At 71.4% G+C, this 22653-nt stretch carries 19 protein-coding genes; 14 read left to right on the forward strand and 5 right to left on the reverse strand.

All coding sequences use genetic code 11. The features are described 5' to 3' along the window. Positions 1–13: 13 nt before the first annotated feature. The 4 genes from aspS (at position 14) to ABJI51_RS01275 (ending at position 4916) form a co-directional block, all read left to right on the forward strand. The gene (gene aspS, locus ABJI51_RS01260) at positions 14–1789 is read left to right on the forward strand and encodes an aspartate--tRNA ligase (protein WP_348946982.1); all 1776 of its coding nucleotides are present in this window, start codon (positions 14–16) and stop codon (positions 1787–1789) included. Beyond that, positions 1789–2736, forward strand: a complete 948-nt coding sequence (locus ABJI51_RS01265; RefSeq protein WP_348946983.1) for a DUF389 domain-containing protein — start codon at positions 1789–1791, stop codon at positions 2734–2736. The genes aspS and ABJI51_RS01265 overlap by 1 nt, the downstream gene beginning before the upstream one ends. A gap of 78 nt (positions 2737–2814) precedes the next feature. Then, complete coding sequence (locus ABJI51_RS01270; RefSeq protein WP_348946984.1) at positions 2815–3999, forward strand: phosphotransferase; 1185 nt, start codon at positions 2815–2817, stop codon at positions 3997–3999. A gap of 83 nt (positions 4000–4082) precedes the next feature. Continuing rightward, positions 4083–4916 carry an SGNH/GDSL hydrolase family protein gene (locus tag ABJI51_RS01275; RefSeq protein ID WP_348946985.1) on the forward strand — a complete coding sequence of 278 codons (834 nt, stop codon included), beginning with the start codon at positions 4083–4085 and terminating at the stop codon, positions 4914–4916. Here ABJI51_RS01275 and ABJI51_RS01280 read toward each other — a convergent pair. The 3 genes from ABJI51_RS01280 to ABJI51_RS01290 all read right to left on the reverse strand — a co-directional run bounded on the left by ABJI51_RS01280 (position 4888) and on the right by ABJI51_RS01290 (position 7604). Continuing rightward, a complete protein-coding gene (locus ABJI51_RS01280; protein ID WP_348946986.1) occupies positions 4888–5604 on the reverse strand; it encodes a metallophosphoesterase family protein in 717 nt (238 codons plus the stop codon). The genes ABJI51_RS01275 and ABJI51_RS01280 overlap by 29 nt on opposite strands. Before the next feature lie 61 nt (positions 5605–5665). Beyond that, positions 5666–6877 (reverse strand): cytochrome P450, encoded by a 1212-nt coding sequence (locus ABJI51_RS01285; RefSeq protein ID WP_348946987.1) that lies wholly within the window; start codon positions 6875–6877, stop codon positions 5666–5668. 31 nt (positions 6878–6908) lie between these two features. Further along, positions 6909–7604 (reverse strand): TetR/AcrR family transcriptional regulator, encoded by a 696-nt coding sequence (locus ABJI51_RS01290; RefSeq protein WP_348946989.1) that lies wholly within the window; start codon positions 7602–7604, stop codon positions 6909–6911. Between the two features lie 141 nt (positions 7605–7745). Here ABJI51_RS01290 and ABJI51_RS01295 point away from each other — a divergent pair, with 141 nt between their 5' ends. The 3 genes from ABJI51_RS01295 to ABJI51_RS01305 all read left to right on the forward strand — a co-directional run bounded on the left by ABJI51_RS01295 (position 7746) and on the right by ABJI51_RS01305 (position 10515). After that, positions 7746–9119, forward strand: a complete 1374-nt coding sequence (locus tag ABJI51_RS01295; protein ID WP_348946990.1) for a replication-associated recombination protein A — start codon at positions 7746–7748, stop codon at positions 9117–9119. A 93-nt stretch (positions 9120–9212) separates the two neighbouring features. Continuing rightward, positions 9213–9590 (forward strand): VOC family protein, encoded by a 378-nt coding sequence (locus ABJI51_RS01300; protein ID WP_348946991.1) that lies wholly within the window; start codon positions 9213–9215, stop codon positions 9588–9590. Between the two features lie 79 nt (positions 9591–9669). Continuing rightward, the gene (locus ABJI51_RS01305; protein ID WP_348946992.1) at positions 9670–10515 is read left to right on the forward strand and encodes an NAD(P)-dependent oxidoreductase; all 846 of its coding nucleotides are present in this window, start codon (positions 9670–9672) and stop codon (positions 10513–10515) included. Positions 10516–10547: 32 nt separating this feature from the next. Here ABJI51_RS01305 and ABJI51_RS01310 read toward each other — a convergent pair whose 3' ends face one another. Continuing rightward, positions 10548–11432, reverse strand: a complete 885-nt coding sequence (locus ABJI51_RS01310) for a hypothetical protein (protein WP_348946993.1) — start codon at positions 11430–11432, stop codon at positions 10548–10550. A 128-nt stretch (positions 11433–11560) separates the two neighbouring features. Here ABJI51_RS01310 and ABJI51_RS01315 point away from each other — a divergent pair, with 128 nt between their 5' ends. The 7 genes from ABJI51_RS01315 to ABJI51_RS01345 all read left to right on the forward strand — a co-directional run bounded on the left by ABJI51_RS01315 (position 11561) and on the right by ABJI51_RS01345 (position 19902). Further along, the gene (locus ABJI51_RS01315) at positions 11561–11947 is read left to right on the forward strand and encodes a DUF948 domain-containing protein (protein WP_348946994.1); all 387 of its coding nucleotides are present in this window, start codon (positions 11561–11563) and stop codon (positions 11945–11947) included. After that, on the forward strand, positions 11944–12243 hold the full coding sequence (locus ABJI51_RS01320) for a hypothetical protein (protein ID WP_348946996.1): 300 nt from the start codon (positions 11944–11946) through the stop codon (positions 12241–12243). Before ABJI51_RS01315 ends, ABJI51_RS01320 begins: the two co-directional genes overlap by 4 nt. A 74-nt stretch (positions 12244–12317) precedes the next feature. Beyond that, positions 12318–14978 carry an alanine--tRNA ligase gene (alaS, locus tag ABJI51_RS01325; RefSeq protein WP_348946997.1) on the forward strand — a complete coding sequence of 887 codons (2661 nt, stop codon included), beginning with the start codon at positions 12318–12320 and terminating at the stop codon, positions 14976–14978. A gap of 31 nt (positions 14979–15009) precedes the next feature. Further along, positions 15010–15471, forward strand: a complete 462-nt coding sequence (gene ruvX, locus ABJI51_RS01330) for a Holliday junction resolvase RuvX (protein WP_348946998.1) — start codon at positions 15010–15012, stop codon at positions 15469–15471. A 992-nt stretch (positions 15472–16463) separates the two neighbouring features. Then, complete coding sequence (gene mltG / locus ABJI51_RS01335) at positions 16464–17762, forward strand: endolytic transglycosylase MltG (protein ID WP_348946999.1); 1299 nt, start codon at positions 16464–16466, stop codon at positions 17760–17762. 16 nt (positions 17763–17778) lie between these two features. Then, a complete protein-coding gene (locus tag ABJI51_RS01340; protein WP_348947655.1) occupies positions 17779–18606 on the forward strand; it encodes a shikimate dehydrogenase in 828 nt (275 codons plus the stop codon). 48 nt (positions 18607–18654) lie between these two features. After that, positions 18655–19902 (forward strand): GrpB family protein, encoded by a 1248-nt coding sequence (locus ABJI51_RS01345; protein ID WP_348947000.1) that lies wholly within the window; start codon positions 18655–18657, stop codon positions 19900–19902. Between the two features lie 22 nt (positions 19903–19924). On the opposite strand, the gene ABJI51_RS01350 is transcribed toward ABJI51_RS01345, so the two are convergent. Next, positions 19925–22651, reverse strand: a complete 2727-nt coding sequence (locus ABJI51_RS01350; protein WP_348947001.1) for an NACHT domain-containing protein — start codon at positions 22649–22651, stop codon at positions 19925–19927. Positions 22652–22653 lie beyond the last annotated feature (2 nt).

Consider the following 22653-nt stretch of genomic DNA (forward strand, 5'->3'; position numbering starts at 1 on the left):
GAGAGCAGTCGCAGTGCTCCGCACTCATCGAGCCGGCACCCTGCGTGCCGGGCAGGCCGGCCAGACCGTCACCCTCACCGGATGGGTGGCCCGGCGGCGGGATCACGGCGGCGTCATCTTCATCGACCTGCGTGACGCCAGCGGGGTGGTCCAGGTCGTCTTCCGCGAGGGCGAGATGGCCGAGCGTGCGCACCAGCTGCGCTCCGAATACTGCGTCAAGGTCGTCGGCGAGGTGGCGAAGCGGCCCGAGGGCAACGTCAACGCCGACATCCCCACCGGGGAGATCGAGATCCTGACCACCGGGCTGGAGGTCCTGTCCGAGTCGGCGCCGCTGCCGTTCCCGATCGACGACCGGGTCGACGTCGGCGAGGAGGTCCGGCTCAAGCACCGCTACCTCGACCTGCGCCGCAGCGGGCCGGCCGCCGCCATGCGGCTGCGCAGCGAGGTCAGCCGGGTTGCGCGTGAGGTGCTGCACGCGCAGGACTTCGTCGAGGTCGAGACCCCGACCATGACCCGCTCCACCCCCGAAGGCGCCCGCGACTTCCTCGTGCCCGCCCGGCTCAAGCCCGGCTCCTGGTACGCGCTGCCGCAGTCGCCGCAGCTGTTCAAGCAGCTGCTCATGGTCGGCGGCATCGAGCGGTATTACCAGATCGCCCGCTGCTACCGCGACGAGGACTTCCGCGCCGACCGGCAGCCGGAGTTCACCCAGCTCGACATCGAGATGAGCTTCGTCGAGCAGGACGACGTCATCGCGCTCGGCGAGGACATCGTCTCCGCGCTGTGGAAGCTGATCGGGCACGAGATCCCGCGGCCCATCCCGCGCATCACCTACCACGAGGCGATGGCCAAGTACGGCTCGGACAAGCCGGACCTGCGCTTCGACCTCGAGATCACCGACATGACGGAGTTCTTCGCCGACACGCCCTTCCGCGTGTTCCAGGCCCCGTACGTCGGTGCGGTCGTGATGGCGGGCGGCGCCGACCAGCCGCGCCGCCAGCTCGACGCGTGGCAGGAGTGGGCGAAGCAGCGCGGCGCGCGCGGCCTCGCGTACATCCTCGTGAACGAAGACGGCACGCTCGGCGGCCCGGTCGCCAAGAACCTGTCCGAGCACGAGCGCGAGAACGTCGCCGCGGCGGCGGGCGCGAAGCCGGGCGACTGCATCTTCTTCTCCGCCGGCAAGGCCGCGTCGACGCAGCCGCTGCTGGGCGCCGCGCGCGACGAGATCGGCAAGCGCCTCGGCTTGATCGACGAGAACGCCTGGTCGTTCGTGTGGGTTGTCGACGCGCCGCTGTTCGCGCCGGTCGAGGACATCGGCGACGACGTCGCCGTCGGCTCCGGCAAGTGGACCGCGGTGCACCACGCCTTCACCTCGCCGACCCCGGAGTGGATCGACAAGTTCGAGCAGGACCCGGGCAACGCGCTCGCCTACGCCTACGACATCGTCTGCAACGGCAACGAGATCGGCGGCGGCTCGATCCGTATCCACCGCGGCGACGTCCAGAAGCGCGTCTTCTCGCTGATGGGTCTCGGCGAGGAGGAGGCGCAGGAGAAGTTCGGCTTCCTGCTCGACGCCTTCGCCTTCGGCCCTCCGCCGCACGGCGGCATCGCGTTCGGCTGGGACCGGATCGTCATGCTGCTGGCCAAGGCCGACTCGCTGCGTGACGTGATCGCGTTCCCGAAGACCGGCGGCGGGTACGACCCGCTGACCGCGGCGCCCGCGCCGATCACCGCGCAGCAGCGCAAGGAGGCCGGCATCGACGCGAAACCGGCCGCCACCCCGCAGAACTAGTGCTGCACCTGAGGGCCGTGTGCCCGCCGGAGAAGACCGCCGAGGCGCTCGGCATCCTGCGGGCACACGCCGGGACGGCGCACCTGATCGTGCACCGCGGCGCCGCCGTGGAGCCCGCCGGTGACCTGGTCGAGGCCGACATCGCCCGCGAGGCCGCGGACGAGATCATCGGCGAGCTGTGCGCGCTCGACCTCGACCACTCCGGCGGGATCACGCTCGAAGCACTCGACACCGCGCTGTCCGACGCCGCCGACCGGGCGGAGGAGGCCGCGCCGGGCGAGGCCGCGGACGCGGTCGTGTGGCAGGAACTGCTGGGCCGCACGGGTGAAGAGTCGCGGCTCAACGTGACGTTCCTGGCGTTCCTCACCATCGCGTGCCTGCTCGCCGCGGTCGGGGTGCTCACCGACTCCGCCGTGACGATCGTCGGCGCGATGGTCGTCGGGCCGGAGTTCGGGCCGCTGGCCGCGCTCGCCGTGGGCGTGGTGCTGCGGCACGGGCAGCTGGTCCGGCAGGCCGCGGCCGCGCTGGGTGCCGGGTTCCCGCTGGCCATGGTGGTCACGCTGGGTGGCGCGCTGCTGGTCCGGGCGACCGGTGTCTTCGGCGAGAAGGCGTTCCAGCTGCAGCAGCACAGCGAGGTCGACTTCGTCTTCTCCGTCGGCGTGCCGTCGCTGGTCGTGGCGATGCTCGCCGGGGCAGCCGGGATGCTGGCCATGACGTCGGCGAAGTCGGCCGCGCTGGTGGGCGTGTTCATCTCCGTGACGACGGTGCCCGCCGCGGGCTACGCGGTCGTCGCCGCCGTGGCGGGGGAGTGGAGCCGGTGTCTCCAGTCGGTCGGCCAGCTGCTGGTCAACCTCCTCGGAATCGTTGCAGCAGCGGCCATTGTGTTGATCGTGCGCCGGAATGGGCAACGTTCCCCGGTGGGAATGCGTCCGCTTTCACGCGGGTGACCCCGTCCGGGCGGGATACGCTCTCCTGTCCGGATGTCAATAGTCATGGTTGCTCAGTCACGAGTAGGGTCGGTGACAATGACAGTCGACACCTCCTCCGCCGGCGACGCTGGGGTCGGGGCAGGAGCCGAGCAGCTCGCCGTGGCCGCGGCGGTCGCGGCAGGCGAGTCGGTTCTCTCGCGCCGGTTCGGCAGCGCGATCACCCTGGTCTCCCCCGAGGACCTCGCGGGGAGCGGGCCGGCGACGGTGGTGCGGGCCAGGGTCGTGTCGTCGTCGTTCGCGTTGCCGCGGACGCTGGTGATCAAGCACTACCCGGACCGGCCGGAGTCGGGTGCCGACCCGTTCGCCCAGGAGGCGGTCAGCTACCAGCTGTTCACCGCGCTGGCGCCGGACGAGCGGATGTGCCCGGAACTGATCGCCCACGACGGCCGTGACCGCGTGCTGGTGCTGGAGGACCTCGGCCGCACGCCGACGCTGGAGGACAAGCTCTACGCCCGCGACTCCCGGGCGGCCGAGCGGGCGCTGCTGTCGTGGGCCCGGTCGCTGGGCAGGCTGCACGCGAGCACGGCCGGGCGCGAAGCGGACTTCAACGCGCTGCTGCGCCGCCTCGGCGGCCCGGCGAAGCGCGACTCGGCCGACCTCGACGAGCGGTGCGCCGAGGTGCCGTCGCTGATCCAGGAGCGGCTGGGCATCCCGGTGCCGGACGCGGTCCGCGTTGCGGTGACGGCGGCGGTGGAGCAGTCCCGGTCGGCGGGATTCCGCGCGTTCAGCCCGGTGGAGCTGAGCCCGGACAACAACCTCGTGACGGTCGAGGGTGTCCGCTTCCTCGACTTCGAGTACGGCTGCGTCCGCTCGGCCCTGATCGACGCGGCCCACCTGCGGCTGCCGTTCGCGAGCTGGCCGGACGCGCTGGCCCTGCCGGCAGGCATGAGCGAGGCGATGATCGCGGCGTGGCGCGCGGAGATCGTGGGCGTGTGGCCCGCGTTCGCCGACGACGACGTGCTGGCCGGTCACCTGACGACGAGCGAGCTGCTGCGCGTCTGGCTGATCACGGGGGAGGAGCTGGGCGCACTGGACCTCTCCCGGCACGCGGCCCCGGTCAGCCGCGAGGCGGCGTTCGTGACGTGGTGGCGCGACCTGGCCAAGCACGCGGGCTACGTGCGGATGACCGAGGTGTCGGAGTTCGCGGCGAAGGTCGCGGCGGCACTGGCGGCCCGGCTGGGCCCGCACGCGGACCTGGCGTTCTACCCGGCTTTCCGCTGAGCGGGTGAAGCGCGCGTCAAGAATTAGGCACGCCGTCCCAGGCGCGTTACCTCCACCTCACCGGGTGTGAGTCTCGGTGGCCGATGGTCGTCAGCGTGACCGTGATCGGTGTCGAAGTCACTCCCGAATCCTCCTTCCCCGCCCCGGCGGCGCCCCGGCGGGCGCAGCGGCTCGCCGTGCTCGGGGACTCGACCGCCGTCGGCCTCGGGGATCCCCTGCCGCGGCGGGGTGGCTGGCGGGGTGTCGGCCCGCTCGTCGCCGACGCACTCGGGGTCGCGCCCGGCGGCTACCTCAATCCCGCCTTCGCCGGCGCGCGGATGCGGTGCGTGCTCACCGAGCAGGTGCCCGCCGCCGTCGCGCACCGGCCCGATGTCGCGCTGCTCGTCGCCGGCATGAACGACACCCTGCGGCCCGACTTCGACGCCGCCCGGATCGCCGCCGACCTCACCGAGGTCATCGGCAGGCTCCGGGCGGTCGGCACCACCGTCGTGCCGGTCCGGTTCCACGACCACAGCCGGGTCTTCCGCCTCCCGCCGTCGCTCAAGCGCGCCCTCAGCGCCCGTGTCGCCGAACTCAACGCGGCCATCGACGAGGTCGTCACCCGCGAACGCGTGCCCTGCCTCGACCTCGCGCGGCTGCCCGGTGCGTACGACCTGACGTCGTGGAGCGTCGACCGGCTGCACCCCTCCGAACTCGGTCACCGCATGCTCGCCGACGGCTTCACCGGCCTGCTCGCCGAAGCCGGGTTCGCCGTGCCCGCACCGGTCAGCCTGACGTGCGGCGGCGGCGCCGAGCCGGGCGCGGCCGCGCACCTCGGCTGGCTGGTGCTGAAGGGCATCCCGTGGCTGTGCCGCCGCGGCCGCGAGTTCCTGCCCTACGCCGCGGCCATCATGTGGAACTCGTTCCGCGCCCGCTGAACACCCGCAGCGCTTCGGCGTCCGAGACCGGGTTGCGGACGAAGAAGTCCGCCCACTCCTCGATGTCCGGATAGCCGCTGTGCGCCACGAGGAACCGGCACGCCGCCTCGGCGTCGTACGGCGTGCGCCGCAGCTGGACGCCGTCGCCGAGCAACGCCCAGTGCGCACCCGGTGTCCCGTACGGCATTCCGACGCTGCCGGGGTTGACGACCAGCCGCCGGTCGGCCAGCCGCGTGAACGGCATGTGCGTGTGCCCGCAGACGATCGTCGGCTGCGGGACACCGTCGAGGACCTCGGCCCAGCGTGACAGCGGGCTGTCGACGAGGACGATTTCGCTGTCGTCGCGCGGGGTTGCGTGGCAGAACAGCACGTCGTCCAGGGTCACCGTGAGCGGCAGCCCGGCCAGCATGGCCAGGTCCGCCGGGCTCAGCTGCCGGGCCGCCCAGCCGCCGATCGGGTCCGGGATGTCCGGGACGGCTTCGGTCAGCTCGCGGTCGGCGTTGCCGCGCACCCAGACCGCGCGCGGGCCCAGAGCCCTCAGCCGGGCCAGCGTCTCCACCGGCATCGGGCCCGCCAGCAGGTCGCCGAGCAGCACGATCCGGTCCGCCGCCGCGACGTCGGGCTCGGCCAGTACCGCCTCCAGCGCCGGGAGCACACCGTGGATGTCGGAAAGCACCGCGATCGTCACCGGTCCACCCTGACGCAGGAAAGCGCCCCGGGCGAGGGATTTCGCCCAGGGCGCACGCCGTTCACGCCGTCGTGAGCGGCAGCTCCCGCACCCCCGTCATGTTCGGGTTCACCTGGAACTTCGGCGGTTCACCCGGGATCGTGCGCAGCGCCGGGTAGCGGTCGAACAGGATGTTCGTCGCCACCCGGCCCTCCAGCCGGGCCAGCGGGGCGCCGATGCAGAAGTGGATTCCGCGGCCGAACGCCAGGTGCGGGTTCGGGTCGCGCAGCGGGTCGAACCGGTCCGGATCGGCGAACACGCGCTCGTCCCGGTTGGCCGCCGCGATCCAGGCCATCAGCATCCGGTCGGCGGGAATCGTCACCCCGCCGACCTCCGTCTCGCGGGTCGTCGTGCGGGCCACCGCCGCGAACGGCGTCAGGTACCGCAGCGACTCCTCGATCACCGCGGGCACCAGCGTCCGGTCGGCGCGGGCGCGCTCGTCCCACGCGGGGTGGGTGTCCAGGCACAGGACGGTGTTGCCCAGCAGCATCGTGGTGGTGATGTGCCCGGCCAGCAGCAGGATGTTGGCGAAGTTGACGACCTCGGCGCGCGAGAGCCGTTCGCCGTCCAGCTCCGCCTCGACCAGCTTCGTCAGCAGGTCCTCGCGGGGCTGCTTCCGCCGCTCGTCGACGTGCTCGCCGAGGTAGTCCAGGAGCGCCTTCTGGCCCGCCATGGACTTCTTGATCGCTTCGTCCTGCTTTTCGTCGTTCTTGACCAGCGAAATCTGCTCGGAGGACTCGAACATGCTGTCCACCCAGCCCTTGAACAGGTACCGGTCGCCCGCGGGCACGCCCAGCAGCTCGGCGATCACGATCACCGGCAGCGGATAGGCCAGGTCCTCCACCAGCTCCAGCCGTCCTTGCGTGCCGACGGCGTCGAGCAGCTCGTGGGTGATCGCGGCGATCCGCGGCTCGAGGTCCGCCACCACCTTCGGCGTGAAGGCGCGGCTGACGAGCTTGCGCATCTTGTTGTGCAGCGGCGGGTCCAGCTGCAGGAGGTTGCCCGCCGAGGTGACCTCGTAGTCGGCGTTCTTCAGCATCTCCTCCGGCACCAGGCGGGTGGTGTCGGAGGAGAACGTCGCCGGGTCGCGGAGGATCTGCTCGATCTCCGGGTGCCCGTAGACGCTCCACATCCCCAGTTCTTCGGCGAACTCGACCCGCTTCTCCGGCTGCCTGCCCCGCAGCCAGAACTGCGAGGCGTGCAGTCCCCAGGTGTCCGCCAGTGTGGTCGTCATTTCCGCCCCTTTCCCCTGTGTGGCCCCGGGGTCAGCCGGGTGCCCTGGTGGGATCGTGTGCGTAGATCCCGTTCCGGTAGCCCGAGACGAGTGCCTCGAGCGCGGTGCTCAGTTCGTCCGCCACGGCCGCGACCGCCAGGGGATCGGGCTCCCCGGCGGGCTCGAACGCGCTGCGGATCAGGTGCGCGAGGGCGGCCGCCTTCTCCTCGAGCGGAATGCCCGCGAACTCGCCGGACATCGAGTCGCCGAGGTAGAAGCCGAGCGTCGCGGACTGCAGCGCGTAGCTGATGTTCGGGACGTCCGGCCGGATGAGCCCGTGTCGCAGCATCGCGTCCTCGAACTGCCCGCGCAGCTCGTCCTGCTGCTTGCGCAGGGCGAGGTCGCCGAGCGAGCCGAACATCTCGGCGTTGCCGCGCAGCATCGCCATCACCAGCGGACGGCGGTGCGTCACGAGGAACGACGCCGAGATCATCCGGTGCGGCAGGATCATCGCCGGATCGGCCTTGATCCCGGCCAGTATCTCGTCGGTCAGGTCGGCCGACTCGCGCATCATCAGCGCCTGGAACAGCAGTTCCTTGTTGCGCCAGTGCAGGTAGACGGTGCCCTTGCCGATGCCGACCGCGCGCGCGATGTCGTCGATCGCCACCTTGCGGTAGCCCATGCGCAGCAGCAGTTCACCCGCCGCGTCCAGGATGCGGTCGGCGCGCTCACGGTTCGGATGGCTCATGCGTCTCCACCTGGTGGTTCGTTGAAGATTTGACTTGTTGACCAGAATCGCACTTTCGGTCAACCGGTCATCACGACGGTAGCGCGGTGCCGGGCACCTCGGCAACCGGTCTTGTCGGTGGGGTCGGTTAACGTCAACGGTGTGGCACAGGACGAGCTCTTCACCGTGAACGCCGACATCGCGCCTCCGCCGGAGCGCACGACGTCGAACGCGGCCGAACCGCAGGCGGATCCGGCCAGTTCCCCGCTGGCCGTGCGGATGCGGCCGCGCTCGCTCGGCGAGGTCGTCGGCCAGCAGCACCTGCTGCGCGAAGGTGCCCCGCTGCGGCGGCTGGTCGAGGGCGCCGCGCCGGCGTCCGTGCTGCTCTACGGCCCGCCCGGCACGGGCAAGACGACGCTGGCCAACCTGGTCTCGATTGCCACCGGCCGCCGGTTCGTCGCGATGTCCGCGCTTTCGGCGGGCGTCAAGGAGGTCCGCGGGGTCATCGAGGAGGCGCGGCGGCGGCGTCAGTACAACGCCGAGAACACCGTGCTGTTCATCGACGAGGTGCACCGGTTCTCCAAGACCCAGCAGGACGCGCTGCTCGGCGCGGTCGAGGACCGCACGGTGCTGCTGGTCGCGGCGACCACGGAGAACCCGTCGTTCTCGGTGGTGTCGCCGCTGCTGTCGCGGTCGCTGGTGCTGCAGCTGCGTCCGCTGACCGACGACGACATCACCGAGCTGATCGAGCGGGCACTGACCGACGAACGCGGCCTCGGCGGCGAGCTGACGCTGACCGAGGACGCCCGCGCCCACCTGGTCCGGCTCGCGGGCGGGGACGCGCGCCGCGCGCTGACCGCGCTGGAGGCGGCGGCGGACGCGGCCTCGGCCACCGAGGCGAAGACGATCGACCTCGCCATCGTCGAGTCCACAGTGGACAAGGCGGCCGTGCGCTACGACCGCGACGGCGACCAGCACTACGACGTGATCAGCGCGTTCATCAAGTCGATCCGCGGGTCCGATGTGGACGCGGCACTGCACTACCTTGCCCGGATGATCGAGGCGGGCGAGGACCCGCGCTTCCTCGCCCGGCGGCTGGTGGTGCACGCCAGCGAGGACATCGGGCTGGCCGACCCGACGGCCCTGCAGGCAGCGGTCGCGGCGGCGCACGCGGTGCAGTTCATCGGCATGCCGGAGGGCAGGCTGGCGCTGGCCCAGGCCACGATCCACCTGGCAACGGCCCCGAAATCGAACGCGGTGGTGACCAGCATCGACGCGGCACTGGCCGACGTCCGCGCCGGCCTGGCCGGAGCGGTGCCACCCCACCTGCGCGACGGGCACTACGCGGGCGCGAAGAAACTCGGCAACGCGCAGGGCTACCGCTACCCGCACGACGTCCCGGAAGCCGTGCTGGCGCAGCAGTATCCGCCGGACGAGCTGGTGGGGCGGGACTACTACGAGCCGAGTCAGCGGGGGGCCGAGCGGACGCTGGCCGAGCGGGTGCCGAAGCTGCGCCGGACGATCCGCGGGCGGTGACCGGCCCGAGTGTGCAAGATCATCCGGTTTCGGTAGCTTCGCCCTTCGAGGCGGCCCGGACGCCGGCGGGCCCGTGACGGCAAGGGGGATCCTGTGCCCGCAACGCTGCAGTGCATCGTCCTGGACTGCCCGGAACCCGGGGTGCTCGCCCGGTTCTACCAGGCCCTGCTCGGCGGCGAGGTCGACCGGCCGGACCCGCGGTGGCGCGTCGACGAGGACTGGTCGACGCTGCACGTGGACGGCATGGTCCTGGGATTCCAGCGCGTGCCGGACCACCGGCCGCCACGGTGGCCGGATCCGGCGTACCCGCAGCAGTTCCACCTCGACTTCGAGGTCGACGACTTCCGGGAGTCGCACGACGTCGTCCTGGCCAACGGCGGCCGCCTGCTCGATCCCGATCTCGGCGGCCGCGGCTGGCGGGTCTACGCCGATCCGGCCGGGCATCCGTTCTGCCTGCTGGGCGATTACTGATTCGTTTTCGCGGCACCGGAAAGCCGGTGAACAACGGCCTGACACCTCCGGTTGCGGCTGGGCACGCCATGATGGCGGCATGACTGTCGCATTTCTCGGAACCGGAACGATGGGCGCCCCGATGGCGGCCAACATCGCGAAGGCGGGCCTCGACGTCCGCGTGTGGAACCGGAGCCGGGCCAAGGCCGAGCCCCTCGCGGACGTCGCCACCGTCGCCGATTCGGCGGCGTCGGCGGCGGAGGGCGCGGACATCCTCGTGACGATGCTCGCGGACGGCCCCGCCGTCGCTTCGGCGTTCGAAGCCGCTTCGCCCGCTTCGGGGACGTTGTGGCTGCAGATGAGCACGGTCGGTCTCGACTGGACGGACCGGCTCGCCGCGCTGGCGGAGAAGGCGGGCGTGGTGTTCGTCGACGCGCCGGTGCTCGGCACCCGGCAGCCCGCCGAGCAGGCGCAGCTGCAGGTGCTGGCGTCCGGCCCGGAGGAGGCCCGCCCGAAGGCCACGCCGGTGTTCGACGCGGTCGCGGTCAAGACGCAGTGGCTCGGCCCGGCGGGCCGGGGCAGCCGCCTGAAGCTGGTGATGAACGCGTGGGTGCTCGCCCTGACCAACGCGACGGCCGAGAGCCTCGCCCTGGCCGGCGCCCTGGACCTGGACCCGGCCCAGTTCCTGGAGACGATCAAGGGCGGCGGCCTCGACGTGGGCTACGCGCACCTCAAGGGCGGCGCGATGCTGGCGGGCGAGTTCCCGCCGGCGTTCCCGGCGAACCTGGCGGCCAAGGACGCCCGCCTGGTGGTGGAGGCCGCGGGCGACGCGGTCGACGTGGCCGGAGCCCGCGCGGTCCTCGCCCACCTGGAGGCGGCGGTGGCCGCGGGCCACGGCGAGGAGGACATGGCCGCGCTCTACCGGGCCGTCGTCAAGGGTTCCTGACCGCAGGTCCCCGAACGCCGCTTTGGGGCGCTTCAGCCCGGGAGGAGCGTCGCCAGGCGGTCGACGCCCAGGCCGCTGGTCATCAACCGCTCCTTCGCGTTGCCCAGCAGCGTGCGCGTCCACGGTGTGAAGCCGCCATCACCGACATCGGCGAGCGGACCCCCGAAGGACGCGTACACCTTGAAGCACAACCCCTCGTAGTACCCGCCCCGGCCGCCTTCGCGGTCCGGGAACGGGTGGACCGGCACGTCCACCTCGTCGAGCAGGCCTTCGAACCGCGGGTCCAGCACCGTCACCCCGAGCGAGACCTCCGACGCCCCCAGCGCCCGGCACCCCGCCACCATCAGGCGGGCGTGCTCGGCCAGGTGCTGCCGCTCGAAGCCGAGGTTGCCGGTGTCGCGGCCCGCCGTCACCGCGCCGAACAGCGAGAAGTGCGCGAACAGCCCGGCCGGGACCGGCTGGGTGCGCACCACCCGCTGGACCGTCGCCAGGCGCACGACACCCCCGGCCGCGCGCCGGACCGCCGCCTCCAGGGCCAGGCCCGTCGTGGGGTCCGCCGCGACCTCGGTGCCGCGGCCGGTCGGGACGACCCGGTGCTGGGCCAGTCCCGTCACCACCGAGTGCGTCCCGAGCGGCGTCAACGGCGAGAGCGTCACCAGGTCGAACGACGGCGCCGCGGCCAGCAGCGCGTCCTCGACCCGGCGCAGCAGGGGGACCGGCAGCGGGCTCGGGCCGGTGAACCGGTCGTCCCGGTGCCGCCGCAGCACGTCCGGCCCGGACAGCCGGGCCGCGCGGCGGCGGGCCACCTCCAGCTGGACCGTCGTCAGGTCCGCGCCGGGCAGCCCGGCCAGCACGTCGGCCGCGGTGCCGCCCGGTCCGGCGAGCACCCGGCGGGCCGGTCCGTCGTCGTGTCCCATCGCCCAGGTCTACCGCCCCGCCGCGCTCGCGGCGAGGTGTTTTCCGGGCGCGGCGGGGTGACACGGTCGGGGACCCGGCCAGGCGGTAACCTCAGTCGGCATCCCGACCCCTGAACCGAGGAGGGCCCGTGTCGGCAGGGCAGATCGCCGCGCTGATCGCCGCAGGAGCATTCGTGGTGCTGGTCGTCCTGCTGGCGATCCCGCTGATCAAGCTCGGCAAGACGCTGGACGCGGCCACCGAGGCGATCGAGCGCACCAACAACAACACCGATCCGCTGCTGATCGGCGCGAACGAGACGATCACCCACGTCAACACCCAGCTGGAACGGGTCGACGGGATCACCGCGAACGCGCAGGCGGTCACCGGCAACGTCTCCGCGCTGACGTCGGTGTTCACCGCGACACTGGGCGGCCCGCTCGTCAAGACCGCGGCGCTGTCCTACGGGATCAGCAAGGCGATCAGGGCGCGCAAGAAGAAGAGCGCGCTGAAGGCCGCGAGGAAGGCCGGCAAATGAGGCGGCTGTTCTGGCTCGGCGTCGGCGTGGTCGCCGGCGTCGCCCTGTCCCGCAAGGCCGCCGAAACCGCTCGTCAGGCCACTCCCGCCGGGTTAGCATCGAACCTGGGAGACGCCGTGCGCGAGCTGGCGGGTGCCGTGGGTTCGTTCGGTGCCGAGGTGCGCGCGGGCATGAACGAGCGGGAGCAGGAGCTGCACGACATGGTCGAGGAGCGGACGGGCGTGACCGCGCCCCGCGCCGAGGGACGGCACGCCGCCCGGCGCCCGGTCCGGCGAGCTCGCCGGGCGGAGGGCTGATCCGGGCCTGCCCGGAAACCCTTCGCCGTCGCCGCCGACCCCGTTCCGAACCACCCCGCTACGAGGACTGACCCGTGGACACTCACGAAATCACCGACCGTTTCCTGCGCCATTTCGAGGGGCGCGGCCACACTCGCGTGCCCAGCGCGCCGCTGATCCTCGACGACCCGAACCTGCTGTTCGTCAACGCAGGCATGGTGCAGTTCAAGCCGTACTTCCTCGGTGAGGCGCCGCCGCCGTACCCGCGCGCGACCTCCGTGCAGAAGTGCGTGCGCACGCCGGACATCGACGAGGTCGGCAAGACCACCCGGCACAACACGTTCTTCCAGATGGCCGGGAACTTCTCGTTCGGCGACTACTTCAAGGAAGGCGCCATCGAGTTCGCCTGGGAGCTGATCACCAAGCCCCAGAGCGAAGGCGGCTACGGCCTCGACCCGAACCGCCTGTGGGCAACCGTCTACGAGGACGACGCCGAAGCGGCCGGGCTGTGGAAGAAGATCACCGGCCTGCCCGGCGAGCGCATCCAGGCGCGCGACATGGTCGACAACTTCTGGTCGATGGGCATCCCCGGCCCGTGCGGCCCGTGCTCGGAGATCTACTACGACCGCGGCCCCGACTACGGCCGCGAGGGCGGCCCGGTCGCGGACGAGGACCGCTACATCGAGATCTGGAACCTGGTGTTCATGCAGAACATCCGGGGCGAGGGCAGCGGCAAGAAGGACTTCCCGATCCTCGGTGAGCTGCCCGCCAAGAACATCGACACCGGCATGGGCGTCGAGCGCGTCGCGACGATCCTGCAGGGCGTCGAGAACGTCTACGAGACCGACCTCGTGCGCCCGGTCATCGGCCGCGCCGAGGAGTTCTCGGGTCGCCGCTACGGCAGCAACCACGCCGACGACGTCCGCTTCCGCGTCATCGCCGACCACGCCCGCACCGGCGTCATGCTGATCGGCGACGGCGTCACCCCGGGCAACGACGGCCGCGGCTACGTGCTGCGCCGCCTGCTGCGCCGCATCGTCCGCTCCGCGCGCCTGCTGGGCGTGCACGAGCCGGTGCTGCAGGAGTTCGCCGCCGTCGTCCGCGACACGATGGGCCCGACCTACCCCGAGCTGGTCGACGGCTTCGACCGCATCAACGAGGTCGTCCGGATCGAGGAGGAGGCGTTCCTCTCGACCCTGACGAGTGGTTCGCGCATCTTCGACCTCGCGGCCGAGGAGACCAAGCGCGGCGGCGGCGACGTGCTGGCCGGCGACAAGGCGTTCCAGCTGCACGACACCTACGGCTTCCCGATCGACCTCACCCTGGAGATGGCGGCCGAGCAGGGCCTGACCGTCGACGAAGCGGGCTTCCGCACGCTCATGGAGGAGCAGCGCAAGCGCGCGAAGGCGGACGCGGCGGCCCGCAAGACCGGCCACGGCGACCTCTCGGAGTACCGGAAGGTCCTGGAGCAGCACGGCGAGACCGAGTTCCTCGGCTACACCGACCTGCAGGCCGACGCGAAGGTCGTCGCGCTGCTCGAAGACGGGCAGCCGGTCCGCAGCGTCGCCGCGGGCAAGAAGGCCGAGCTGGTCCTCGACCGGACGCCGTTCTACGCCGAGAGCGGTGGCCAGGTCGCCGACACCGGCGTCCTCGTCGGCGACGGCGTCGAGCTGAAGGTCCTGGACGTCCAGAAGATCGTCCCCGGCCTGTTCGTCCACCGCGTCGAGGTGGCGCAGGGCGAGGTCGGCCTGGACACCAGGCTCACCGGCTCGGTCGACGCGCACCGCCGTCTGTCCATCGAGCGCTCGCACTCCGCGACGCACCTGGTGCACGCGGCCGTCCGCGGTGCGTACGGCAAGCGCGCGGCGCAGGCCGGTTCGCTGAACTCGCCGGGCCGCATGCGCTTCGACTTCACCACGCCCGGGTCGGTCTCCTCGGACGTGCTGACCGAGGTCGAGGAGGAGGTCAACGACTACCTCCAGACCAACGTCGAGGTCCAGAGCTACGTCACGACCAAGGACAAGGCGCTGGAACTGGGCGCGGTCGCGCTGTTCGGCGAGAAGTACGGCAACGACGTCCGCGTGGTCGACATGGGCGACTACTCCCGCGAGCTGTGCGGCGGCACGCACGTCGACCGGATCGGCCAGCTCGGCCTGGTCAAGCTGGTCTCCGACGCGTCCATCGGCTCGGGCGTGCACCGCGTCGAGGCGCTGGTCGGCACGGACGCGCTGAAGTACACGCGCAAGGAGCAGCTGCTGGTCTCGCAGCTGGCGAACACCTTCAAGGTGCCCGCCGACCAGCTGCCCGGGCGCATCGAGGACGTCCTGACCCGGCTGAAGAACGCCGAGAAGGAGATCGCGCAGCTGAAGACCCAGCAGGTGCTGGGCTCGGCGGGCGCGCTGGCGGCCAAGGCCGAGGAGATCGGCGGGTTCTCCGTCGTCGCCGAGGTCGTCCCGGACGTCGACGGCAACGGCCTGCGCGCGCTGGCGTCGGACATCCGCGGCCGCCTCGGCGCGCGGCCGGGTGTCGTGGCGCTGTTCTCGCCGTCCGGCGAGAAGCTCAGCTTCGTCGTCGCGACGACCGAGGCGGCCCGCGACAAGGGTGTCGCCGCGGGCAAGCTGGTGCCCTCGTTCGCCGAGAAGATCGGCGGCCGCGGCGGCGGCAAGCCCGACATGGCCCAGGGCGGCGGCACGAACCCGGCCGGTGCGGCCGACGCGGTCGCGGCCCTGCGCACGGCGATTGCGGGCATTGGTTAACCGCGGTCAGCGTGGCCCGGACCGTCCCGGCGTGGACGATCCGGGCCGCGGCCGCCGGCTCGGCGTCGATGTCGGATCCGTCCGGGTCGGGGTGGCGCTGAGCGATCCGGCCCCCCTGCTGGCATCGCCATTGGTTACCCTCTCCCGCGATGCGACCGACGACAGTGATCTGGACCGGCTGGCCGCCCTCGTCACCGAGCACGAGGTGGTCGAGGTGATCGTGGGCCTGCCGAGAACGCTCGCCAACCGCCAGGGACCGGCGGCCGAGCTGGCGATCGCGTATTCTGAACGCCTGGCCGGGCGGATAGCGCCCGTGCCGGTCCGGCTGGGCGACGAGCGGCTGACCACGGTCACCGCATCCCGCATCCTCTCCCAGCGCGGGGTCAAGGGCCGCAAGCAGCGTGCGGTGGTCGACCAGGCCGCCGCCGTCGAGATCCTGCAGGCCTGGATCGACGCCGCCGCAGCGCACCGCGCCCGGGAGGGAGACCGATGAACGAGCAGCCACCCCGCGGCCGCAGAAGGCTGCGCGAACCGGGCTACGAGGAGCTGCCGCAGCCGTCCCGCCGCGGCCAGGACGCCCCGCAGGGAGGCCGACGCCGCCTCCAGCCCCCGGGCACGCTCCCCCCGGCCGACGACCTCGACCCCCAGAGCCACCAGGCGGCCCCGGCCCGCGCGGCCCGCGCCCGCCACGGCCTCGACCAGGGTTCCGAGATCGAGCCCCCGGCCCCGCGCCGCCGCCGCGCGGCCCCGGAGGACCCCCCGCCCCACCGGCGCGCGGCACCCGAGCGAATCGAGCCAGTGTCGGGCCGACGCCGCCGCCGCGCCGAGCCGGAGGCCGCCCCCCGCCGCGACCCGGCTCCCGCACCGGAGGCCGACCAGCCCCCGGCGAGGCGCCGGGGAGACTCGGGGGAGTTCGCTGCTCCGCCGCGTGGTCGCCGGAGTGCACCTGAGCCGAGCGAGTTTGCTGAGCCGCCGCGTGGTCGCCGGGGTGCGCCGGACTCGGGTGAGTTCGCCGAGCCGCCGCCGGGCCGTCGGGGAGCGCCCGACCCTGGTGAGTTTGCCGAACCGGCGGGTGGCCGCCGGGGAATGTCCGATTCGGGCCAGTTCGCTCAGCCGCCGCGTGGTCGCCGGGGAGCGCCTGATCCGGACGGGTTCGCCGAGCCGTCCCCGGGCCGCCGGGGCATGCCCGATGCGGACGAGTTCGCTGAGCCGCCGCGTGGTCGCCGGGCCGCGCCTGAGCCGAGTGAGTTTGCCGAGCCGCCGGTGCGCGGTGGTGCGCCTGATGCGGCTGAGTACGCCGAGCCGCCGCGTGGCCGCCGGGCCGCGCCCGACTCGGGTGACTTCGCCGAGCCGCCGCCCGGTCGCCGGAGCCCTGACCCGCGTCGCGAACCGCCGCGGAGGGGCGCCCAGCCGGGTGACCGCTCTGTCGGCGTGCCCGAACCCGGTGCCGAAGCGTCGCGGCGTCGTCGTCCCGTGCCTCCGCCGGTGCGGGAAGAACCGCCCACCGATGTCCTGCCCGCGCTGGCGTCGCCGCCTCCGGCCGAGCCGCCGCACGAAGAATCCGACTTCTTCGCCGACGACGAGTACGACGACTACGACGAGTACGAAGGCGACTACGAAGACTACGACGACTACGAGGACGAGCCGGAGAAGCCCCGCAAAAAGAAGAAGGGCAAGCGCGCCCTCGGCTGGGTTGCCGCGATCGCCGTCATCGCCCTGCTCGCCGGGGGTGCCTGGTACGGCTTCAACGCGATCTTCGGCTACGAGGACTTCGACGGCGCCGGCGACAGCGACGTGCTGTTCCAGGTCGACGACGGGGACTCCACCTCGGCGATCGGCGCGAAGCTCGCCACCGCGGGCGTCGTCGCCAGCGGCAAGGCGTTCGTCAAGGCCGGTGAGGACAACCCGAAGCTCGCCAAGATCCAGCACGGCTTCTACGTGATGAAGACGCACATGTCCGGCGCCAGCGCGGTCGACCTGATCACGTCGCCGTCGGCGCGGGTCGGGCAGCTGGAAATCCGGCCGTACACCCAGTTCGACGACATCACCCAGCCCGACGGCAAGGTGACGCCCGGCATCTTCAGCCTGATGGCGAAGGCGTCGTGCGCGAAACTCAACGGCAAGAGCACCTGCATCACCGCCGACGACCTGCGCAAGGCCGTCGACGCGGCGGACCTCAAGCAGCTCGGCGTGCCGGACTGGGCGATCGAGCCCGCCAACAAGGCCGACCGCAAGGACCGCAGGCTCGAAGGCCTCATCGCGCCCGGGCTCTACGACGTCCGGCCCGGCTCGAGCGCGCAGGAAATCCTCGGCCAGGTCGTGCGCAGCTCGACTGAGGCGATCCAGAACGCCGGGCTGAGCCCGCAGTCGACCGGCCCGGGCATGACGCCGTACCAGACGCTGATCATCGCGTCGATCATCGAGCGCGAGGCGGTGAAGGCCGACTTCGGCAAGCTCTCGCGGGTCATCTACAACCGGCTGGCGATCAACATGCGGCTGCAGATGGACTCCACCGTCAACTACGTGCTCGACCGGCCGACGCTGCTGACCGACGAAGCCGAGCGCCAGAAGTCCGGCGCCTACAACACCTACAAGAACGCCGGGCTGCCGCCGACGCCGATCTCGGTGCCGAGCCCGGACGCGATCCAGGCCGCGGTGAAGCCGCCCGAGGGCGACTGGGTGTACTTCGTCAAGTGCGAGAAGAACGGCCTGTCCTGCTTCGCGGTCACCAACGACGAACACAACCGGAACCGGGAACTCGCAAGGCAACGTGGTGTCATCTGAACCTCGCAAGGCTGCTGTGCTGGGCAAGCCGGTGGCGCACTCGCTGTCCCCGGTGCTGCACGGCGCCGCGTTCGCCGCGCTCGGCCTGACCGGCTGGACCTACGAGCGGATCGAGACCAGCGCCGAGGAACTGCCCGGCCTGGTCGACGGCCTCGGCCCGGAGTGGGCCGGCTTGTCGGTGACCATGCCGGGCAAGCGCGCGGCACTGGACCACGCCGACGAGGTGACGCCGCGCGCGGCGGCCGTCGGCGCGGCGAACACCCTGGTCCGCACCGCGTCCGGCTGGCTCGCGGACTGCACCGACGTCGACGGCGTCACCGGCGCGCTGCGCGCCGCGGGCGGGTACGAGCCGTCGCCGGGGGACACCGCGGTCGTGCTCGGCGCGGGCGGGACCGCGGCGGCCGCCGTCGTCGGGCTCGCGGCGCTGGGCGTGCGGCAGGTGCGCCTGGTCGTGCGTGAACCCGCCCGGGCCGGCGAAACGCTCGACGCGGCGAAGCGGGCTTCGCTGGACGTCGACGTCCTGCGCTGGGCCGACACCGACTTCGCGGCACTGGCGTCGGCGGCGGTGCTGGTGAACACCGTCCCGCCGGAGGCGGTCGTGCCGCACGTGGCCGAGCTGGCCGCGGTGGCGCACGTCCTCGACGTCATCTACCACCCGTGGCCGACCCCGCTCGCCGAGGCCGTCGCGGCCCGCGGCGGACGGCTGGCCACCGGGCTGGACATGCTGCTGCACCAGGCTTTCGGGCAGGCCGAGCACTTCACCGGCCGCCCGGCGCCCCGCGCGGCGATGCGGGACGCGCTGCGCGCGGCGACCGGGAACATGCTTCCGCTGCCGATCGGCTGAAGATCCGATATTCTGGTGGACTGCCCAAGTGAAGGGGGTTTTCACCGGATGACCAGTCAGGAAGCGCTGAGCGAGGACGAGATCCAGGGTGCTTGGGTCGGCGAGGCGCCGCAGCTCAACTCGACCGTCACGCTGGCCGACTACGACCCGCAGTGGCCGCTGATCTTCGAGCGCGAGGCCGAGCGGATCCGGCGGGTGCTGGGCGAGCGGGTGCTCGTCCTCGAACACGTCGGCTCGACGTCGGTGCCGGGCCTGTGCGCCAAGCCGATCGTCGACATCCTCCTGGAAGTGCCGGACTCCGGCGACGAGGACGCCTACGTCCCGGACCTGGAGGCGGCAGGGTACCGGCTCGTCATCCGCGAGCCGGACTGGGAGAAGCACCGCTGCTTCAAGGGCCCGGACACGAACATCAACCTGCACGTGTACTCGCCCGGCAACGGCCAGACGCCGCGCTACCGCCTCTTCCGCGACCGCCTGCGGGCCCACCCGGAGGAACGGGAGCTGTACGCGGCGAAGAAGCGGGAACTCGCCGCGAAGACGTGGAAGTACATCCAGGGCTACGCCGAGGCCAAGACCGGCGTGATCGACGAGATCATCGGCCGGGCGCGCGCCGCCCAGTACGACGGCCACAGCGAGGCCTACGCCGAGCACGCGGAGAAGTCCGTCACCAACGCCCACTACGACCGGCCCGCGATCCTCGACCTCGCCGGCGACGTCGAGGGGCGGCGCGTGCTGGACGTCGGCTGCGCGGCCGGCCACCTGAGCGCCCTGCTGGCCGGGCGCGGCGCCCGGGTGCTCGGCGTCGACTCCAGCGAAGGCATGATCGCCGTGGCGCGCGAGAAGTTCGGCGACGTCGCGCAGTTCGAGGTCGCCGACATCGCCCGCCCGCTCGGCCTGCCGGACGCCTCGATCGACGTGATCACGGCGTCGCTCGTGCTGCACTACCTGCCGGACTGGGGGCCGACGCTGGCCGAGTTCCGCCGGGTGCTGAAGCCCGGCGGCGTGCTGGTGTTCTCGGTGCACCACCCTGGCGAGGACTGGCGCTGGTTCGACAAGGACAACTACTTCGAGCTGGAGCTGCTGGAGGACGAGTTCCCGCCCGGCCAGCTGGTGCGCTTCTACCGGCGCCCGCTGAGCTGGACGTTCCAGGCGGTGCGTGACGCGGGCTTCGCGGTGGACCGCCTGGTCGAGCCGATGCCGGCGCCCGAAGCCGACGCGGCCGACCCGAAGTGGGCGGCGAACCTGCGGACCAAGCCACGGTTCCTGTACTTCCGGGCGGTCAGTCCCGCGGCCTGAGCCGGAGTCGCAGGGGACTTCGTCAGGAGTCCCCTGCGACCTCGGCGGCTGCCTCCGGTTCGTGGGTGTCGATCTCCAGGTCGACCAAGGCGGTCATCAGGATCTCGAAGAGGGCGACCCGGGTCATCGGCGACAGGATCAGCGCGGTGGGAATCGGAACGAGAAGCCGGCTCCAGAACGAACTGTGCTCGGCGCGCTGAGCACGTCCGATCCGGCGGACCTGCCGCGCGATTTCGGAAGTGGGTGTCCGCGGATTCGAAACCACCATGTCGAGCAGCCGGCGGACAGGTGCGGAAGATGGCTCCATTTCGATGGCGTACCTTGCTTCACGTAACAGTGGATCCAGGCGCCGGAATTTTCGGAACAGCTGGATTGCGATTTCGGTTGTCAAAATGCCCGCGGCGAACGCGCCGACCAGTAGTGGATCAATTGTTCCGGGGATCAACAGTAATATGAGCGGTGTCGCCGCGACAAGGATCATCCTTGTCAGGGTGAGCAGGGAAAGAGCGTTGCTCGCCTTTACTTGCAGTGAAGAGCGGTAAACCGGCAAGGTGTCGAAAAAGCGGAGGCTTGGCGATGGTCCGGGCCAGCGACAGGCGGCTTCGAGAACGACGCCGATGATGGAATTCCGAAAGACATAACTGTCGTACCAGCACGCTTTTTTGCCTGGTCGCGGTGGGAGCCACTCGGATACCGGAACGGCGTATGTGCTCGTCGTCCGAAGACGGCTGTTCACGCTCTGGTGGTAGAAAGCTCCGACCGCCAGGATATGGGCCCAGTCCCGCATGCCTGCTTCGCTCGCCTGGAACTTGGCCAGTGCCTGCGCCAGTACGGCGGGCTCGTCCAGGACCTTGATGAGCAGCTCCGGCCGGCTCTCGGCAATCTCGAGGCCGATCGATCCGGCCAGTTCGAGAGCGGCGCCAGGGTCGAGCCGCAGGTAGGAGAGGAGGAGTGAGTCGAATCCGTCCTTGGCATTGGCTGTCGCGTTCAGGAAGAACGGTTCAAGATGGGCGGACCTGCGTCCGGTGAGCGAGCTTTCCGCCAGTTCGCGGTCGCGCAGAGCGACCGCCGCCAGGCGGAAGAGATGGAACCAGTTCTCGTCGCGATCCGTCCCGCGGGCGATGGCGTCCGTGATCTCACCGAGCTTCGCCATCACGATCTCGTCGTCGTAGGGCTGGCAGTCCGCGATGGCCCGCAGGCCGAGTTCGACCCCGGTGCGGATGGCCCACAGCAGGCGTTCCCGCCGGAGCCGGTCGTTCTTCTGGAGCGCAACGGAAAAGACGATCACCTCGGCCAGCCGTTCGCCGAACCGCCTGCCAGGGTTTTCGCTGGTGTCCTCGTCGACCGCGCCGGTGATCCGGCCCCAGGCTCGTTCGTCACCACGATCCACCGCGTCGGCGGCGAGGAACTCGCAGAACGTCAGGTGGACGAACCGGAGGGTCTCTTCCGGTCTTTCCTCGGTGAACAGGCCGGTGTCCCGGGACAGTTCGCGCAGGCGCCTGCCGGCCGCGGCCTCCGAAAGTGCTTCCTCCTCCTGGACGATGGCCACGCACCTGGACCAGTCCAGCGCGTTCCGGGACTGCGTGCCGTCGAGCAGGTGCTCGAGGGCGATCCGGCCCAGGACCTGGCTGCGGGTCCGGCGCAGGACGTTGAGCCCGGTGGTCAGTCCGAGCTGACGTCCCCGGCGTCGCACGAGCAGCTCGTCGACCACGGCCCGGTAGAAGTCGGGCCGGGTCTCGGGCAGCCCGTCGCCACCGGTGATCTGGTCGGTCGCGACGTACATCGCGAGGATCAGCGGTGTCTCGCACATGCTGCGGATGTTCGGCTGGGCGGCGAGGTTGCCGAAGATGCGGGACAGCTGCCGCTCCGGGGCGGATCGGTAGGGCCACTTGCGCAGAAACTCGTACATGTCGTCGGCGGTGAAGGGTTCGAGCGTCAGGTGTGCGTCGAAGGCGTCGGTGAAGGAGGGCGGAAGGTTGACGTAGAGCTGGCGGCGGGTGGTGACGATGACCTGGTTGCCCGGGTGGCGGTTCGCCAGGTGATCGCAGAGCTGCATGATCTCGGCCGAGACGGCTTCGAACTCGCTGGTGTTGACCTCGTCGAGGCCGTCCAGCAGGACGGTGACCCGGCCGGTGTCGGCGAACGAGTCGTACAGGTCCCGGCTCGCGTAGGTGTTGATCGAAGTGACCTGGTGCTCCACGGAGCCGATCAGGCCGGTGTCGCCTGCCTTCGCCGGGGTGAGGTTCTTGAGCTCGACGAGGACGGGAATGCGGGCCGAGCGGGGGTCGGTGGTGGCGATGGCCGCCCGGCAGATGTCGCGATAGATCCGCTTGACGAGGGTCGACTTGCCCGAGCCGGGATCCCCGACGAGCAGGATCCGGTGGTGATCGCCGTGCCGGATCTCGTCCGCGGAGAGCCTGCTGCGATCCGAAGCGGTGGCGGTCAGCGGGACGAACATGTCGTCCAGCACGAGTTCGACCGGCACCGCAGCCGGCACGAGGAGCCGGTTCGAGCTTGCGGAGAGCCGGTTGAGGGCGAAGTCCCGCAGGCTGAGCCGGGCGGCGACGCGGGGGCGGAGCCGCCGGACCATGCGCGAGCCGATTCCCCGGACGATGTACTGCGGGAACGTCTCCAGGCCGAGGTCACGGGTGAGTGACTTCAGGTACTTGCGCCGCTGGTACAGGAAGCCCGTTACGGCGACGACCAGCCCCGACGCGACGCTGATGAGCTGGGTGAGACTGAGCGGCACCC

This window comes from Amycolatopsis melonis (assembly GCF_040064235.1).
GTDB classification, from domain to species: domain Bacteria; phylum Actinomycetota; class Actinomycetes; order Mycobacteriales; family Pseudonocardiaceae; genus Amycolatopsis; species Amycolatopsis melonis.